At 59.5% G+C, this 14,870-nt stretch carries 15 protein-coding genes and 1 pseudogene; 7 read left to right on the top strand and 9 right to left on the bottom strand.

Annotation, left to right across the window (positions count from 1 at the left end):
• Window positions 1-90 precede the first annotated feature (90 nt).
• Both ACIQ39_RS14325 and ACIQ39_RS14320 read right to left on the bottom strand, forming a co-directional pair.
• Window positions 91-1,038, bottom strand: coding sequence for an MBL fold metallo-hydrolase (locus tag ACIQ39_RS14325; RefSeq protein ID WP_396435278.1), 948 nt, complete (start codon window positions 1,036-1,038; stop codon window positions 91-93).
• 78 nt (window positions 1,039-1,116) lie between these two features.
• Window positions 1,117-1,260: a hypothetical protein gene (locus ACIQ39_RS14320; RefSeq protein WP_396435277.1), complete on the bottom strand. Its 144-nt coding sequence runs from the start codon at window positions 1,258-1,260 to the stop codon at window positions 1,117-1,119.
• 56 nt (window positions 1,261-1,316) lie between these two features.
• Here ACIQ39_RS14320 and ACIQ39_RS14315 point away from each other — a divergent pair.
• Window positions 1,317-1,547 (top strand): annotated as a pseudogene (locus ACIQ39_RS14315) (integrase core domain-containing protein); the annotation flags it as partial.
• A gap of 84 nt (window positions 1,548-1,631) precedes the next feature.
• Here the strand turns inward: ACIQ39_RS14315 and ACIQ39_RS14310 are convergent.
• Entirely contained in the window at window positions 1,632-1,814 is a 183-nt protein-coding gene (locus ACIQ39_RS14310; protein ID WP_396435276.1) for a CsbD family protein, read from the bottom strand.
• A 425-nt stretch (window positions 1,815-2,239) separates the two neighbouring features.
• Here ACIQ39_RS14310 and ACIQ39_RS14305 point away from each other — a divergent pair, with 425 nt between their 5' ends.
• The gene (locus tag ACIQ39_RS14305; RefSeq protein WP_396435275.1) at window positions 2,240-2,566 is read left to right on the top strand and encodes a DUF2789 family protein; all 327 of its coding nucleotides are present in this window, start codon (window positions 2,240-2,242) and stop codon (window positions 2,564-2,566) included.
• 13 nt (window positions 2,567-2,579) lie between these two features.
• Here the strand turns inward: ACIQ39_RS14305 and ACIQ39_RS14300 are convergent, their stop codons facing one another.
• The 3 genes from ACIQ39_RS14300 to ACIQ39_RS14290 form a co-directional block, all read right to left on the bottom strand.
• Window positions 2,580-3,620 carry an AI-2E family transporter gene (locus tag ACIQ39_RS14300; protein WP_396435274.1) on the bottom strand — a complete coding sequence of 347 codons (1,041 nt, stop codon included), beginning with the start codon at window positions 3,618-3,620 and terminating at the stop codon, window positions 2,580-2,582.
• 368 nt (window positions 3,621-3,988) lie between these two features.
• Window positions 3,989-5,215 (bottom strand): nitrate/nitrite transporter, encoded by a 1,227-nt coding sequence (locus tag ACIQ39_RS14295; RefSeq protein WP_396435273.1) that lies wholly within the window; start codon window positions 5,213-5,215, stop codon window positions 3,989-3,991.
• A 167-nt stretch (window positions 5,216-5,382) separates the two neighbouring features.
• On the bottom strand, window positions 5,383-6,390 hold the full coding sequence (locus tag ACIQ39_RS14290) for a LysR family transcriptional regulator (RefSeq protein WP_396435272.1): 1,008 nt from the start codon (window positions 6,388-6,390) through the stop codon (window positions 5,383-5,385).
• Between the two features lie 112 nt (window positions 6,391-6,502).
• On the opposite strand from ACIQ39_RS14290, the gene ACIQ39_RS14285 reads away from it, so the two are divergent.
• From ACIQ39_RS14285 to ACIQ39_RS14275, 3 genes are all read left to right on the top strand, one after another.
• Window positions 6,503-7,147, top strand: a complete 645-nt coding sequence (locus tag ACIQ39_RS14285; RefSeq protein ID WP_396435271.1) for a glutathione S-transferase family protein — start codon at window positions 6,503-6,505, stop codon at window positions 7,145-7,147.
• A gap of 8 nt (window positions 7,148-7,155) precedes the next feature.
• Window positions 7,156-7,974, top strand: a complete 819-nt coding sequence (locus ACIQ39_RS14280; RefSeq protein WP_396435270.1) for a CmcJ/NvfI family oxidoreductase — start codon at window positions 7,156-7,158, stop codon at window positions 7,972-7,974.
• Between the two features lie 533 nt (window positions 7,975-8,507).
• A complete protein-coding gene (locus ACIQ39_RS14275; RefSeq protein WP_396435279.1) occupies window positions 8,508-9,368 on the top strand; it encodes a carbon-nitrogen hydrolase family protein in 861 nt (286 codons plus the stop codon).
• A 92-nt stretch (window positions 9,369-9,460) separates the two neighbouring features.
• Here the strand turns inward: ACIQ39_RS14275 and ACIQ39_RS14270 are convergent, their stop codons facing one another.
• Both ACIQ39_RS14270 and ACIQ39_RS14265 read right to left on the bottom strand, forming a co-directional pair.
• Window positions 9,461-10,294, bottom strand: a complete 834-nt coding sequence (locus ACIQ39_RS14270; protein ID WP_396435269.1) for an SDR family NAD(P)-dependent oxidoreductase — start codon at window positions 10,292-10,294, stop codon at window positions 9,461-9,463.
• 111 nt (window positions 10,295-10,405) lie between these two features.
• The gene (locus tag ACIQ39_RS14265) at window positions 10,406-11,278 is read right to left on the bottom strand and encodes an alpha/beta fold hydrolase (protein ID WP_396435268.1); all 873 of its coding nucleotides are present in this window, start codon (window positions 11,276-11,278) and stop codon (window positions 10,406-10,408) included.
• Window positions 11,279-11,448: 170 nt separating this feature from the next.
• Between ACIQ39_RS14265 and ACIQ39_RS14260 the strand changes: the two genes are divergently transcribed.
• The gene (locus tag ACIQ39_RS14260) at window positions 11,449-12,519 is read left to right on the top strand and encodes an NAD(P)H-binding protein (protein ID WP_396435267.1); all 1,071 of its coding nucleotides are present in this window, start codon (window positions 11,449-11,451) and stop codon (window positions 12,517-12,519) included.
• Here the strand turns inward: ACIQ39_RS14260 and ACIQ39_RS14255 are convergent.
• Entirely contained in the window at window positions 12,516-13,907 is a 1,392-nt protein-coding gene (locus ACIQ39_RS14255) for an MFS transporter (RefSeq protein WP_396435266.1), read from the bottom strand. The genes ACIQ39_RS14260 and ACIQ39_RS14255 overlap by 4 nt on opposite strands.
• A 240-nt stretch (window positions 13,908-14,147) precedes the next feature.
• On the opposite strand from ACIQ39_RS14255, the gene ACIQ39_RS14250 reads away from it, so the two are divergent.
• The coding region (locus tag ACIQ39_RS14250; protein ID WP_396435265.1) for an aldolase at window positions 14,148-14,870 on the top strand (723 nt) is incomplete at its 3' end.

The raw sequence follows: 14,870 nt of genomic DNA, 5'->3' as shown, positions 1-14,870 counted from the left end.
TTCTTGCGTCAGCACCAACGACGGCCGTTCAGATTTTCTCGCCATGATCACCGCTTTCATGAGTTGAAGAAAAAGCATAGCGATTATCATCTATTTAGTAACTGTATTGATGGAACGAACTACTAGGTAGGTGAGGTTGGCCAGTTGCGGCAGCCAGACATCCGCATGCTGCAGGTGCTTGAAGGGAGCGGCATCGAAGCGTTTGACGGCCGCACTGATGTCGGTACCCGTCTCCACGGCTTTGCCCATGTGAGCACGCAAGGCGGTGAGCAAGTCCCCCGTGTCTTTTTGGGCTTGCGCCAGTGTGGTCACGCGGCCATGGCCAGGCACCACCACTTGGGGCTTGAGCGCTTGCATCGCGGCAAAAGACTGAACCCAGGTCCTGGTTTTGCTGACCGGGTGCAGTCCCAAAATTCGGTCCACATAGACCACATCGCCCGTGAACACCACGCCGCTTTGCGGCAACCACACCATGCTGTCGCCCGGCGTGTGCCCGCCGCCCCGGTGTACCACCCGCACGGTCACGCCGCCCCACTTTAGCGTGGTGTCCGCCTCGGTCAACCAGCGCGTGGGCAGCACGACTTCGGTGCCGGCCAATTTTTCTTTGAGCACGGGCGCGTTGCTGCGCAGGTGCGCAGGGCCTCGGGCTGTCATGTCGGCTTGGCCGTTGGCATGGGCCAGGATCTCGGCGTCTTGGTTCTTGAAAAAACCATTGCCCATCCAGCGGTGGTCTTGCCCGCCCGTGTTGATCACCCATTTGATCGGCTGGGCGCTGACTTTTCGCGCGGCTGCGGCGATTTTTTGTGCGCCCAAATAGCTGGCGCCGCTGTCGATCAGCAAAGCGCCCTCAGGCGTCACCACCAGGCCTAGGTTGGCGTTCAAGGCCTCGTTGTCATAGGTGCGGCCTTCGGTGTCGCCCACGAAGGCGTAGACGTTGGGGGCCACGGGATGAAAGACCACTTCCACGGCCCATGCGTTCAGGGCCAGTGAGCTGGTCAAGGCGGTGAGTAAGTGGCGAACAGAAAGCGCAGAGGACATGGTTCATTCCAAAAAGCTTGAAATGAGCCAATATAAGCCACCACGAATGCGCACGCCACAGCATGGCGCAGAAAAAAATCAGGACATGGCCAAAGTCAGCAAGGCCTGCGCCACGCACTGTGCCGCTTGCTTGAGGTGCGGGTTGCTGGACTCGCTGCCAGCGCGGCCCACATCCAGGCCTGCCTGAAAGCCATCACGCTCTGGCCAGACGGCGTTGAGCATGTCAAAACCTGCCTCGGCAATGGTGGCTTCGGCTTGTTCAAGAAGGCGCTCGGTGGCATGAAGACATCTACCTCAACGGCTACGCGACCATGGGCGAGTTGTTGGTGGGCCTGACGAAATACCTTGCGTTTTACAACACCGAGCGCCCGCACCAGTCACTGGACAACCAAACACCGCAAGAGGTTCACCAGACGTCAAGCGGTGGCATCAAGTCTGTCCGGGCTTTGGGGTCCACTTCGGCGGTCCTTTGCGTGCGAACGCAAAGGACCATAAGTCATGGAATCTAAGTTCAAATCGAGACCAGACTGAAATGCCAAGAACCCAAGGTAAATCATTAACTCACGAAGCCCTGATGGGAAAACGTTGGGACACTACTGTTTTTTGGTGATGGCCGACTTGACATCGCCGACCTTGGATTGAACGATTCCGATATTTTTCTGAATCGCACCTTTGATTTCAAGCTCTTTATTGCCTACAACTTCACCTACTGTCTCTTTGACTTTGCCAATAGCTTCATTGGAATGGCCTTTGATTTGATCTGTGTTGATGCGCATGGTGTGCCCCTTAAAAGTTGGTCGAACTTGTGTCGACGTGTGACGAAAGTCGCACACATGCAGGCTAGGCAATGGCCCTCCAATGGTCTGTGCGCAAGCGCACCGTTTGGGTGACCGGCACGATCTTAGGACGGTGGTCACCACACCACACGTGGCGGCGTTACGAGAGCGTGGGCTGGCGCACAGAACTTGCTCATTTGAATGCCTACATTGGAATGGCACTGTGATCCAGCGAAAGCGCGGTCAGTCGGAACATGGCACAACAAAAGACGAAAGCAGCCTGCAACTGTTCAGGCAAATAAATGGAGCCGACCTGAAAGATCCAAGTGCGGGACAGACGTGCTGCACCGCATTTTTTGGCTGTTCACAAGCCATGGATGAAGCGCTGGCAGAGCGGCACTGAAGCTCTAAAACTGAGATAAAAAATGGACTCTACTTACCATCGCCTCGAAGAGTTGTTTGATCAACTGGGTTTGCCTTCGGATGCTGGCAGCATTCAGTTTTTCATAGCCCAAAACTCGCCATTGAATAACGGCACAAGACTTGAAGACGCAAGCTTTTGGACGGCAAGTCAAGCTACTTTTTTGTATGGAAAAATCCAACTGGACGCGAATTGGGCGGGAGTGGTTGATCAACTCAATCTCGCCATGCGCGCTGAAAAGTTGGGCGCATCACCCCATGTTGCCAAAAACGCCATACTTGCCATGGCATGTCCCGTCACGCCCATTGCAGGCAGTCTCGATCACCCGTGAGCGCTGCACAGGATCAGCCACCTTCTTCGAGCACCCCTTTGATATAGAGCCGCTGCACCACGACCATGAGCACGATCATGGCCGGTGCTGCCAAGAGCACGCCCAGCAGGCCGAACAGCACGCCGAACATGACGGTCGCTGCGATGCCGAGCACGGGTGGCAGGCCTACCGCCCAGCGTTCCACCAGCGGCATCAGCACATTGCCTTCGAGCTGTTGGATCAACATGGCCAGGATCAATACAAAAAGCGCCGTCTCGGGCCCCTGCATGAAGCCCAGCAACACGGCCAGCAAGCCGCCAGCGATGGCGCCGAAAAAAGGAATGAAAGCCAGCAGGCCGGACAGCACACCCACCGAAAACGCCAGCGGCACATCCAGCAGCCACAAGCCCAAGGCCGTGGTGACGCCGACAAAGAGCATCGATACCGATTGCCCCAGCAGCCAACGCGACAGAGCAATCCCGCAGGCATCCAGCGCCTCGCCGACACGCTGTCTTACCGACAGCGGCATGAGCCTGACCAGGCCGTCCCTGTAAACGCGGGGTGCCACAGCCAAGTAAAGGCCCATCACCAACACCAAGGCGGCACCGCCGAGCGCGCCAAAGGTTGAACCTGCGGCGCCTGCAACCCGTATTGCCCACGAGCTGGCATCTTTGCTGCGAGCCTCTTCGATGTACTGCAAGGCTGCGACCCCGAGGCGATGGCTGTTGAGCCATTGCATGACGGCGTCCACGGCCGCGGGGAGGCGTTGGCGCAGGATGTCGAACTGCTTCGCTAAGGGTTCACCGACAAGCCAAGATACCGCCGCGATCATGAACAGCACCAACAACAAGGCCGCCATGACGGAAATCTTGCTGGGCACGCGCGCATGGCGCTCGAGCGCCGCGGCCAGTGAGCGCAGCACCGTGGCCACGATCACCGCGCCGAACGTCAACATGATGAGGTCCAGCAACTGCCAGGCTATCAGGGCCAAGAGCAGCGCGAAGGCGACCAGCAAGACCTTGCGAGGAAAGGTCCATGGCTCAGCCAGAGTGTGGGTGGGTGGAAATGGTTTCATCGAAGCATGCAAGAGGCTCAGCCGGACAACAGGCGCATACGGCCATGAGCTGCGAGTTTGGCTGCGTTGAATGCTGCAGTCTGTACGGCTGCGAACTGGACTGTGTGAAAAGGCGTTTCAAACGCCTCAGGGTGGCCCATGAAAGGGTCTAACAAGTCTCCCGGCCGAGCCCGCATGTCGGCCCCGACATCCAATAGCCCCAGTTTGCCGACCCGCTGTGACGCAGCGCGATGACCTGCAACCCGTTGCAGGGTGCGCGCTGGCAGCCGCCATGGGTGGACACATCAAAAGTTGGCACCAGCAATCAGCCAAGTCAAGGCTGCAACGCATGCGCAACACGCTGCCATTGAGGGCGTGCATCCGCATGCTCAGGCCGACTCGACCCTCGGTGCAGGCTGGGTCGGCGCAGGAAGCTGTGATCGCGCCTTCGCCGGCAAGCTCAAAGCCATCAGCGCACCCAGCAGGTTCACGCCGGCGGCAATGCGCATGGCTTGCTCATAGCCTTGGCTCTGGTCGTACAGCCAACCCGCCAGCACCGGCAGACTGATGGCCGCGATGCACCAGGCAATGTACAACTGCCCGGCTACCCGGCCAAAGGCATTGGGATGCCAGTAGCGCGCAATGGCACCCGCCGTCAGACCCGAGATGAAGCCATAGCCGCAGCCGATCAGCGTCATGGACAGAACTGCCATGCCCGGCCCCGGCCAGGTCAATAACAGGCACGAACCAGTGAGGGCGATCAGGTGGGCCACGCAGGCCACACGAGGTACCGCGAAACGATCAATGAGCCAGCCCCCTCCAATGCGCGCTGCAGCAATCGCGCCGGTGATGAACGTGGTGCCGCCCAGCGCAAACAGGCTTGTTGCACCATAGGCCTGCAAAATGCCAGCGGCCTGGCTCATCACCATCAGCCCCGCCGAGGCTGCGAGAAAGAACACAGTAAACAGCCGGGCAAACAAGCCCCAGTGGCGGGCCTGGCTGTCGGCTGTACTCGCGCCAGGGTCTTGCATGCGAACCTGGGCAAGGCGCCAGAGCACGGCAGCGACGGCGCAGCAAGTGAGCACCGTGAGCGCAAGACCCGCCAGGGTGGCACGCAAGCCGAAGGCCTCGATGGCCCAGCCAAAAACCGGTGCGCCGAGCATGGCCCCCATGGGGTAGAGGCTGACCACGTAGCCGTTGGCCAGCCCGCTCATCGGGCTGATGGTCTGATTCAGACCCTGCTGCATCATGATGAAAGCCACCCCGCCGCCCAGCCCGAACAAAACGCCGTAACCCAGCAGCAAGTGCTCAATGCCCTGTGCAGTGGCGCAGATCAGCAGGCCACAGGCACTCAGTGCGCCGCACACCAGCAGCAGGGGCACGGGTGCAAAGCGACGGTAAAGGGCCGGTCCAATGAGCATGCCGAGCGTGAGAAAGACCGATGCCATGGAAAACACGATCGCCATCTCGGTGCGCCCAATACCCAGCAGCGCCTCCATCGGCTTGAGGAAGACAGAAAAGGCATAGACGGTGCCAAACGGCAGATTCACCACGGTGGCCCCCGCCAGGACGAGTGCGCCTCGGCTGATGCCTCGTGAGGTGGGTGAATCGCTCATCGCTGCCCCGCGAGGCTGACCCGATCACGACAAGCGAGACCCAGCCGATGGCACAAGACAGGATGGGGCATGCGTCGCGGGTTCATGGTCATTGAAGAGAGCCAGTTTATCCGACTGAATCAGGCGAGTGCCCTCGGACCAAGCGCCATTTCAAAAAGCCATTCGGATCAAGTGATTGTTCGATTCAATGGTTGAAATTTCTCTGTGAATGCGGTTTTTTTTGTCATGGCTGGGTCTTGCGACATGGTGCGTTGCAGGTCGTCGATCAGGGCCTGATTCCGAGAGATCTTCTTCCGATCAGGTGGGCACATTGCAAGGATGTGGGTGCCAAACTTGGTGAGCGGGGTCCAGGGTGTCAGCACTTTGACCAAGCTGCCTTGTTCTATGGCTGGGACGCACAGGTAGTCGGGCAACAGAGCGATGCCCATGCCTGCCAGGGCAGCTTCCAGCACGGCCTCTGGGTTGTCAACACGGTATCGCCCATTCACTTTGACTTCCACATGGTGGGCATCGCTAGCGCTTGCGGCCGGGTCGTGCTGCAAGGTCCAGTGGTCATCGGTGTTGTCTCGGCGGTAATACACGCACGCGTGACCGTTCAGTTCGGCCGGTTCAGAGGGCAGGCCGTGTTGGGCGATGTAAGCGGGGGCTGCGGTCAAAAACCATTTGATTTCGGTCAAGGGGGTGCCGTGGCGCTCATGCTTGGCGTGGCTGGACCAACGCAAGGCGACGTCGATGCGCTCGGCGGCCATGTCCATCATGCGATCGGTCAGCATGAGGTCGATCTCCAGATGGGGGTGCATCTTGAGAAATTCGGGCAGGTGCTTGGCCAAAACCCGCTGTCCCCAGGACACCGGTGCGGTCAAGCGCAAATTGCCGCTCAGCTCGGTTCGCAGCGAGCGCACGCGTTCCATGCCATCGGACACTTCGGCCAGCGCCCTTTTTGCATAGTCCACATAGGTTTCTCCAGCGGGCGTCAGCGCGACCTTGCGGGTGCTTCTGCTGAACAGCGTGGTTTCCAGGCGCTCTTCCAGTTGAGCGATGCGCTTGCTGATCAGGCTTTTGGCCACGTCCAAAGAAACGGCGGCCTGACTGACGCTGCGACATTCCGCCACCTTCAGGAAGGCTGCCAGCATGTCGGTGGAGATGGGGCGATGCTGCCGTTCGGGCGTGCTCATTGTTCGTGATTCAAAAACAATTGATTTGCATTACAGCAGTTGTTTTGACTCGGGTCAATTTTTAAACTGGCACGGCGATTGTTCATGAAACCATACAAACCACGGAGACAACATGAAAATTCACGCAGACCCGATCACCGTCAATTGCAAAAAAGTGCTGGCTGGCTTGCAGCTGATGGGTGCCCCCTACGAGCTGGTGCACGTTGACTACTTCAAGGGTGAACAAAAACTGGAACCCTTTGTCAGTCTGAACCCCAACGCGTCTTTGCCAGCCATGGTCGACGGCGACTTGGTGCTCTGGGAGTCCAACGCCATCTTGCAGTACGCGGCTGACAAAACCGGCCATGCATCGGCGTATCCCCAGGATTTGACAACCCGTGCCGACATCAACCGCTGGTTGCTGTGGGAGTCTTCCAGCTGGTTTCCAAGCTGTTATGTCTTCTTGGTGGAAAACTGCGTCAAGCCCTTGTTGGGCGGCGTGCCTGACCCGGCAGTCTTGGCGGCGCAGGAGGCCCAGTTTCACAAGCTGGCGGGTATTTTGGACAAACGCCTGGCATCGAGCCGCTGGGTGTGTGGTGAGCAAGTCAGCATTGCGGACATCGCCTTGGCGGCCCCCTTGCACTTGCACGGTTGGCAAAAGTTGCCTTTGGGCCCGCACCAACATCTGACACGCTGGCTGCTGCAAGATGTCGAGGCCTTGCCTTGCTGGCAAAACACCATGGTGTACGAAGGTTTCACCACCCAAAAAACCAATTGACTTCAGCCATGACCGATTTGCACGCCGTCCGCGCGACTCTGAATTACTCCGAGGACAACGGCCGACCGCCGGATTATTATTTTTACGAGCCGGACCCGAGCGTGAAGCTCAATCCGCCGGGGACGGACGTGCACGAAGTGGCCATTCACGATGCTTGGCCTTTGCAACATGAGATTCGTCTGGACAAGGAGGGCTTTGAGTTGCATGACTTTGACCCTTCCTTCAAGGACTTTGCCGATGAAGCGAAGGTCAAGCAGGTGTTTTATCAGCAGGTGGTGGATTTTGTGAAGGCCCACACAGGGGCCAAGCGGGTGGAGGTGTTTGATCACACCATCCGGCAGCGCTTGCCCGCCGACCTGAAGCAACAAACAGAAGTCCAAAGACCCGCCGTCTTGTTGGTCCACAGCGATTACACGGTCAAGAGTGGGCCGCAAAGGGTGCACGACATCTTGCCCGAAGACGCCCCGCATCTGCTGCAAGGCCGGGTGGCTTTTTACAACGTGTGGAAGCCGCTTTACCAACGGGTTGAAGAGTTGCCCTTGGCCATGTGCGATGCCTCGACACACGACGAAGGCGACATGCTGCGCATGGAGCTCAAGTACCTGGACAGAACGGGTGAAATTTACGTCATGCGGCATTCACCCAAACACCGCTGGATGTACTTCCCCTTCATGGAGGCGCACCACGCTTTGTTGCTCAAAACCTATGACTCGGCCACCGATGGGCGCTGTCGGTTCATGGGGCATTCGGCTTTTGAGCACCCCGATACGGCGCCCGATGCCTTGAAACGCGAAAGCATCGAGGTGCGCACCATGGCGTTTTTCTGAGATCGGCAGCGCTCAGCTGCTTAACCCGGCGAACCCGATAAAAATGCTTTGCAGTTTTTTTTTGAGCACTGCACGAGTGCTTGCTGCACCGCGCCATGCCTTGAGCAGACTTGGCGGGCATGCAGGCGTCGCACCAACACATGCGCTGATTGATCATTGGCCTGAAAACGCCCAAGGGCTTGGGCTTGCGCAGCCTGCAGGTGCAGCAACGGATCGATGACATGTTTGGCCCAGTCCTTGCAGGCTGAGCCGCTTGGATGGTTCTTTGGGTTCGCGCCAGCGCAATGACCAGCGCAATGACCAGGGCAAGGAGAAAAGCAGGCGGACAGGCCAACCGATCAAAGAACGCAATATGCCAATCGGCGAGGTTTACGCCAGCAGTTTTTTGCAGCCAAACCGGGACGGTTCAATGTGGCAGGCTTGGGCTTTCCCAAACTCCAAACGGTTGGTGAATGGGTGGCATTGGAAATCAGCGTTCCTGCAAATAATGTCGTGATGATCACCGGCTGAAGCTGGCTTGAGCCAAGTGGGTGATTTTCAGACCGCCTCAAACGAAAGCACACATGAAGATAGCCGCATTGCAAATGGTATCAAAGCCGGACTTGGCCACCAACTTGGCAACAGCCGAAAGACTGATGGACCAAGCCGCCGCCGAGGGCGCCCAACTGGTTTCTCTGCCCGAGTACTTTGTGCAGATGGGTTTGAGCGAGACCGACAAATTTCAGATTGCCGAAGCGCTGGGGCAGGGGCCTGTCCAAGCCATGCTCTCAGCCAAAGCTCGGCAACATGCGATGTGGGTTGCAGGTGGCTCTGTCCCCATCCAGACCCCGGACCCCGCCAAGGTCACCAACACGGCACTGCTCTTCAATCCGCAAGGCGAGCGGGTGGCGCGCTACGACAAGCTGCATCTCTTCAGCTACCAAGACGGCACGCGCCATTTGGACGAAGGCCGCACCATGGTGGCGGGAACCTCGGTCGTTGTGGCCGACACACCCTTTGGCCGGGTTGGCCTGTCCATTTGTTATGACCTGCGTTTTCCGGAGCTCTACCGTGCCATGGGCGAGGTGGATCTGATCTTGGTGCCTTCGGCCTTCACGGTGCCGACCGGAACGGCGCACTGGCACGTCTTGTTGCGCGCTCGCGCCATCGAAAACCAGTGTTACGTTTTGGCTGCGGCGCAAGGCGGTACCCACGCCAGTGGTCGCCAAACCTATGGGCACAGCTTGTTGATCGACCCTTGGGGGGAGGTGGTGGCAGAGCTGCCCCTAGGCGAGGGTGTGGTGATGGGCCAGATGGACCTAGAGCGGCTCAAGTCGGTGCGGCACCACTTGCAAGCCTTGCAGCACCGGCGCTTGGGCAGCGGGATGACGGGCTCAAGCGGCAAAAACCTCTGACGTGCCCAGCGCGTCACCCATGACCGCCGACCGCCAATGCTCCAGAACCTTCAGCGGTCAGGCACGGGTCAAACTGACATCGGCGCAAAGGATCAAACCGACTTGGGCTTGGGCTTGGGCTTGGGCGTCAACGGTGGTGCGCTGGGGCGACTTTTGCGCAGAGTGGGCAAACCCACACCCGCGGCGTCAAAGCCACCGTCTACCGCGATGGTTTGGCCATTGATGTAGCTGGCCTGCGCGCTGCACAAAAAGGCCACTGCGTTGGCGATTTCTTCGGTGCTGCCATAGCGGTTCATGGGGATGGTGTCGTGGTAGTCCTTGATGATGGCCTGGCTGTGGACCAACTTGGCCATTTCAGTGGCCACGGGCCCTGGCGCGACACAGTTCACGCGAATGCCAACATCCCCCAATTCTGCGGCTTGTTGTTTGGTCAGGTGGATGATGGCCGCTTTGCTGGTGCCATAGGCCACCCGCAGAGTGCTGGCCCTCAGGCCCGAGATCGAGGCGATGTTGACCACACTGCCACCCCCATTTTTGAGCATGACTTTGGCACAAAGCTGCGTGCACCAAAAGGCACCGTCCAAATTGGTGTCCATGATGGACCGCCAATCTTGCCAAGTCACGTCCAAGATCGGTTTGAAAATCGCAACACCCGCGTTGTTGACCAGTGAATCGATGCGGCCGAATTTTTTCTCAACGCGATCGATGGACCGCGACAGCTGCATGGGCTTGGACACATCGCATTGAATGGCCAAGAAATTGGGGGTGTTGAAATGGGCCTCGGCCTTGGCCAGCGTTGCCTTGTCAACATCCAGCGCCGCCACTCGGTAGCCGCGCTTCAGGAAGGTGTTGCCAATCTCTAAGCCAATGCCGCGAGCGCCTCCGGTGACAACAACAACAGGGCTGGAATTTTGGGGTGTTTTCATGGCGAATGAACGGGGTGGATTCAAGGGAGAACTGCAAAAAGGATGGGCCCGGTGTGGGGGACCCAAGCGGCCGGGATTTTCGCGCCAAAAAATGCTGGGCTGTCAACGACATCAGTCCCAGTGCGGATCGAGTTTCTGGGTAAAGCCATTCAAGTCTTCAAAAAACGCCAGCGCGCCACCTTCAATGGCACAAAACTGCCAATTGGTTTTGCCCTCTACCGTATGCCGACCCCGGTAATCGGTGAAATCCCCCCGAGTGGCCATGGAGACCCAGACAGGACCTTCCAGTCGCTCGTAAAGTTGGTTGATGTCGGTGCTGAACAGGAAGGCTGACACAAAATACAAGGGCGCGTTTGCTGCGTCTGGCTGCCTGGCGCTCAGCACGCAATACCGCCACAAGCTCTCATCGATCTGTTCAGAACCCCAGGTGCGCTTGAGAAAGTATCGAATGACTTGGGGTTTGGTCAAGGCATTGAAAATACCTTGACGCCAAAAGTTCAAGCTCAGCAAACGGTAAAGCCAAGGCAAACCCAGAGTACCCCCGGCTGGCCCATAGCGGCGTTTATTCCCGCTGAAGCCCGTCGGGCTGACCAGTGCAAGCCGCCGGATGGTATGCGGTGCCTCGTCTTTGGCCCGGACAGCGAACTCGCTGGACAACGACAAAGCCAACACATCAGCGGCCTCGCCGCCGTGTTCAGACTGGATGACGGCCAGCGCAGCATGCAAGGCATCGGTCATCAAGCGCGGCGTGTAAGCGCGTGTACTGCGCTCAGAAAACCCAAAACCTGGCAGCTCCAAAGCGTAGACCGCACGCTGTTGCGCGTAATGGGCAAACAAAGGGGCAACTTCGGCGGCCGAGGCTGCAGCGTTCACGCTGTGCACCAGCAGCAAGGGTGCCAGACCACGCCTTGGCACTTGGGGCCCAGCGCTGTAAAGGCTGATGCGACCCGCCGGCGACGCGATGTCGCGCCTCAAAGCGGACAAAGAGGGTGGGAGTGAAGGGGTGATAGAAGAGGGGATGGAAGAGGATTGGGGCACACCCAATGCTAAAGGCAATTTCCTTGACCCCGTCAAGAATGGGGCATCGCCATCGCCATTGCCAGCAGTCAAACCACAGTAACATTGAATTTCTAACCATTTTGGGATTTCCCGGCGTGACCACCGATCTGCTTTCCAGCCCTGAGTCTTGCCCAGACACCCGCACTTCGCGGCCAGAGACGGGTTGGGCATCTACGGCTGGCAAACGTGTGCTCTTGCTCGGCGCGACCGGCACGATCGGCATGGCCACGGCTCGGGCGCTGCTGCGGCGCGGCCACGAGGTGGTTTGCCTGGTCAGGCCCCGCCAAGGCGCGGACTCCAAGCAAGCCGACACAGGGCTTGCGCAACGACTGCCTGGGGCCACGCTGCTCTGGGGGAATGCGACCGATGAGGGTTTTTGGAAACAAGCCGATTTGGCGCACTTCCATTTGGATGCGGTGGTCTCTTGCATGGCCTCGCGCATGGGCTCGCCTCAAGACGCTTGGCGGGTCGATCACCAAGCCCATGTGTGGGCGCTGCAAGCGGCGCAAGCTGCGGGTGTGAAACAGTTTGTGCAACTGTCGGCCATCTGTGTGCAAAAGCCCTTGCTGGCTTTTCAACATGCCAAGCTGGCCTTTGAAAAAGCCTTGATCGAATCCGGCCTGAGCTATTCCATCGTGCGCCCCACGGCTTTCTTCAAATCGCTGTCGGGCCAGCTTGAGCGTGTCAAAAAGGGCAAGCCGTTTTTGATTTTTGGCGACGGGCAGTTGACCGCCTGCAAGCCCATCAGCGACGACGATTTGGCCGATTTTCTGGTGGGCTGCCTGGACGATGCGTCGCGGCACAAGCAAATCTTGCCCATCGGTGGGCCGGGGCCGGCCATCACGCCGCTGGCGCAGGGCGAGCAATTGTTTGCTTTGCTGGGCATGCCGCCGCGTTTCAAGCGTGTTCCGCTGGGCCTGATGGATGCCATCGTGGGGGTGTTGAGCGTCTTGGGCAAGCTCATCCCAGCCGCTGCAGACAAAGCCGAGTTGGCCCGCATTGGGCGGTATTACGCCTCCGAATCCATGTTGGTGTGGGACGCACAGGCGCAGCGCTACGATGAGCAAGCCACGCCCTCACACGGCTCACAAACCCTGTTTGATGCCTATGCCCGTTGGCTCAAAGGGGAGGGCGCGCCCGATCGCGGTGAGCACGCCGTTTTTTAAGCCGGCTCGCTTGACTTTCTTTTCAGCCCGAAGGCCACCACCAGCATCACGAGCATGCTCAAGGCCAGGGCCAAGTAAGCATGGCCAAAGCCGGCCAGCTCGCCGCCTTCAAAGTCGGCCATGGCGCTGATGCAGGTCACCGCCAACAGCGTGCCGACGGCATTGAAAATCGTCATCAGCCCCTGCGCTGAGCCGCGCTGGGCAAGCGGTGCTTCATCCATCGCAATGGTGCGCAGCGCGCCGCTGACCACCACACCCACACCCATCCCTATCAACACCGATGCGATCAAGAACGCGGTCAAACCGGTCTGTGGCACGGCGCTTTGCAGGTAGCCCAGCGTCAACGAGCCGAAGCCAAAGATCACCATGCTGCGGGCACCCAGGCGGTTGAGCAGCCGCCCTGCCGCCATAGAGCCCACCATGGAGCACAGCACCAGAGGCAGCAGGGCCAGCCCAGCGGACTCGACGCTGATCCCATAGGCCAGCGTGGCGATGGAGGTCAAAAAGACAATGCCGCCCATGGAGAAGCCCACACCCAAGGTCAGCACAAAGGCACAAGCCAGTTGCCGGTTGGCAAACAGGTTGATCGGAATCAGCGCTTGCGCTTGCCTTTTCTCAATCAATACCAAAGCGAGCAGCAGTGCCCCACTGACCGCCAGAAACCAGGGCCACAGCAGCACCCCAGTGGCCGAGTCCGCCATGCGCGAAATGCCCAGCACCAAGCACAGCAAAAACAACAAGGTGCAGGTGATGCCCGCCAAATCAATCTGCCCAGGTGCCGCGCTGGCGCGCTGGCTTGGCAAGCTGCGGGCACCCCACCAGAGCACGAGCAGTGCGACGGGCAGGTTCACCAAAAACAGCCAACGCCAGCCCAGCGTGGAGGTGAGCAAGGTCGCCAAGGGCGGCCCCAGCACAAAGGCCATGCCGTGGGTGGCGCCAATCAGCCCCAAAATACGGCCGCGCCGCTCGGCGCTGAACACATCGCCAATCACCGCGCTGGCCACCGGCGCGATGCCCCCTGCGCCTATGCCCTGAATGGCACGGCCCACCAGCAGCAGGTCATAGTCGGGAGCGGCGGCAATGCACACAGAGCCGATGGCGAAAAGCGCCACACTGGTGAGGTACACCGGTCGGCGGCCGTGGCGGTCGCTGAAGTAAGCCATCAGCGCCGTGCTGCACAAAGAACTCAGGGAAAAAACGGTGGTCAGCAGCCCGGCAGAACGGTTGTCGACGCCAAAGGCCTCACGCAATGCAGGCAGAACCGGCCCCACGATGGCTGTATCGAGTGCCGCCATGAAGACGCCAATGAAGAGCACCTGCACCAAGCGGCCTTGTGCTGCATCACCATGGGGCAAAGAAAGAGGGGTGGGGGTCTGCTGCTGGCTCATCAAGGTGTTTGAATGGGGCGGATCAGGGATGCCCAGGCGTCATTTTTTTTCAGGGTCCGCCATCTCAGAAGCGGTGCGGGTGAGGATAGCCGAGTTGCAAAGTATGCCGAAATTCAAGCACCAAGCCCGCGGCGGCCCAACTCAGTTGGGGTTCTGGTCAAATGCCCCAACGCAGGTCTGTCCACTTTGGCCAAATTTGCGCACGTCAAAAAACCCGTGAATGGAAAATGGAGCAACACCATGCAAGCCGATGAAACTTTTGAAGCCCTGTTGCCGCTGCGCGAAGACCTGGCGCTGGCCTTGCGTGCCGCCGCCCACCAGGGGCTGAGCGAGGGCGTGTGCAACCATTTCAGCGTGGCGGTGCCTGGCCGGGACGACTGGTTTTTGCTCAACCCGCGCGGCCTGCATTGGAGCGAGGTGCAAGCGCCCGACATCGTCATGTGCAACGCAGCCGGCGAGCAACTGGCGGGCCGCCACCCGGTGGAGCCCACGGCCATGTTCATCCATGCGGCGGTGCACCGCATTGCGCGCAAGTCGGTCGTGCTGCACACCCACATGCCGCACGCCACGGCCCTCACCCTGACGGCGGCGCGGGCCCTGGACACGCGGCTGTCCCAAACCGCCATGCGCTTTCATGGCCGCCTGGCGGTAGACGCCCACTACAACGGACTGGCGCTTGACATGACCGAGGGCGAGCGCATCGCCCATGCCATGAATGGGGCGGATGTGGTGTTCTTGGGCAACCACGGCGTCATCGTGTGCGGTGAACGCGTGGACTACGCATACGACGACCTGTACTACCTGGAGCGCGCCTGCCAAGCGCAGGTCTTGGCTGCTTCGACCGGTGTGGCACTCAAACCGGTGGACGCCGAGCTGGCGCAGCGGGTGGCAGATCAGACCAACGGCGAGCGGCTGCAGTCGGAGCTGTTTTTTGGCAGCTTGCGCAGGATTGTGAGTCGAGCC

This window comes from Limnohabitans sp., assembly GCF_044361645.1.
GTDB lineage: Bacteria > Pseudomonadota > Gammaproteobacteria > Burkholderiales > Burkholderiaceae_C > Limnohabitans_A.
This window is presented reverse-complemented; position numbering and strand designations above follow the sequence as displayed.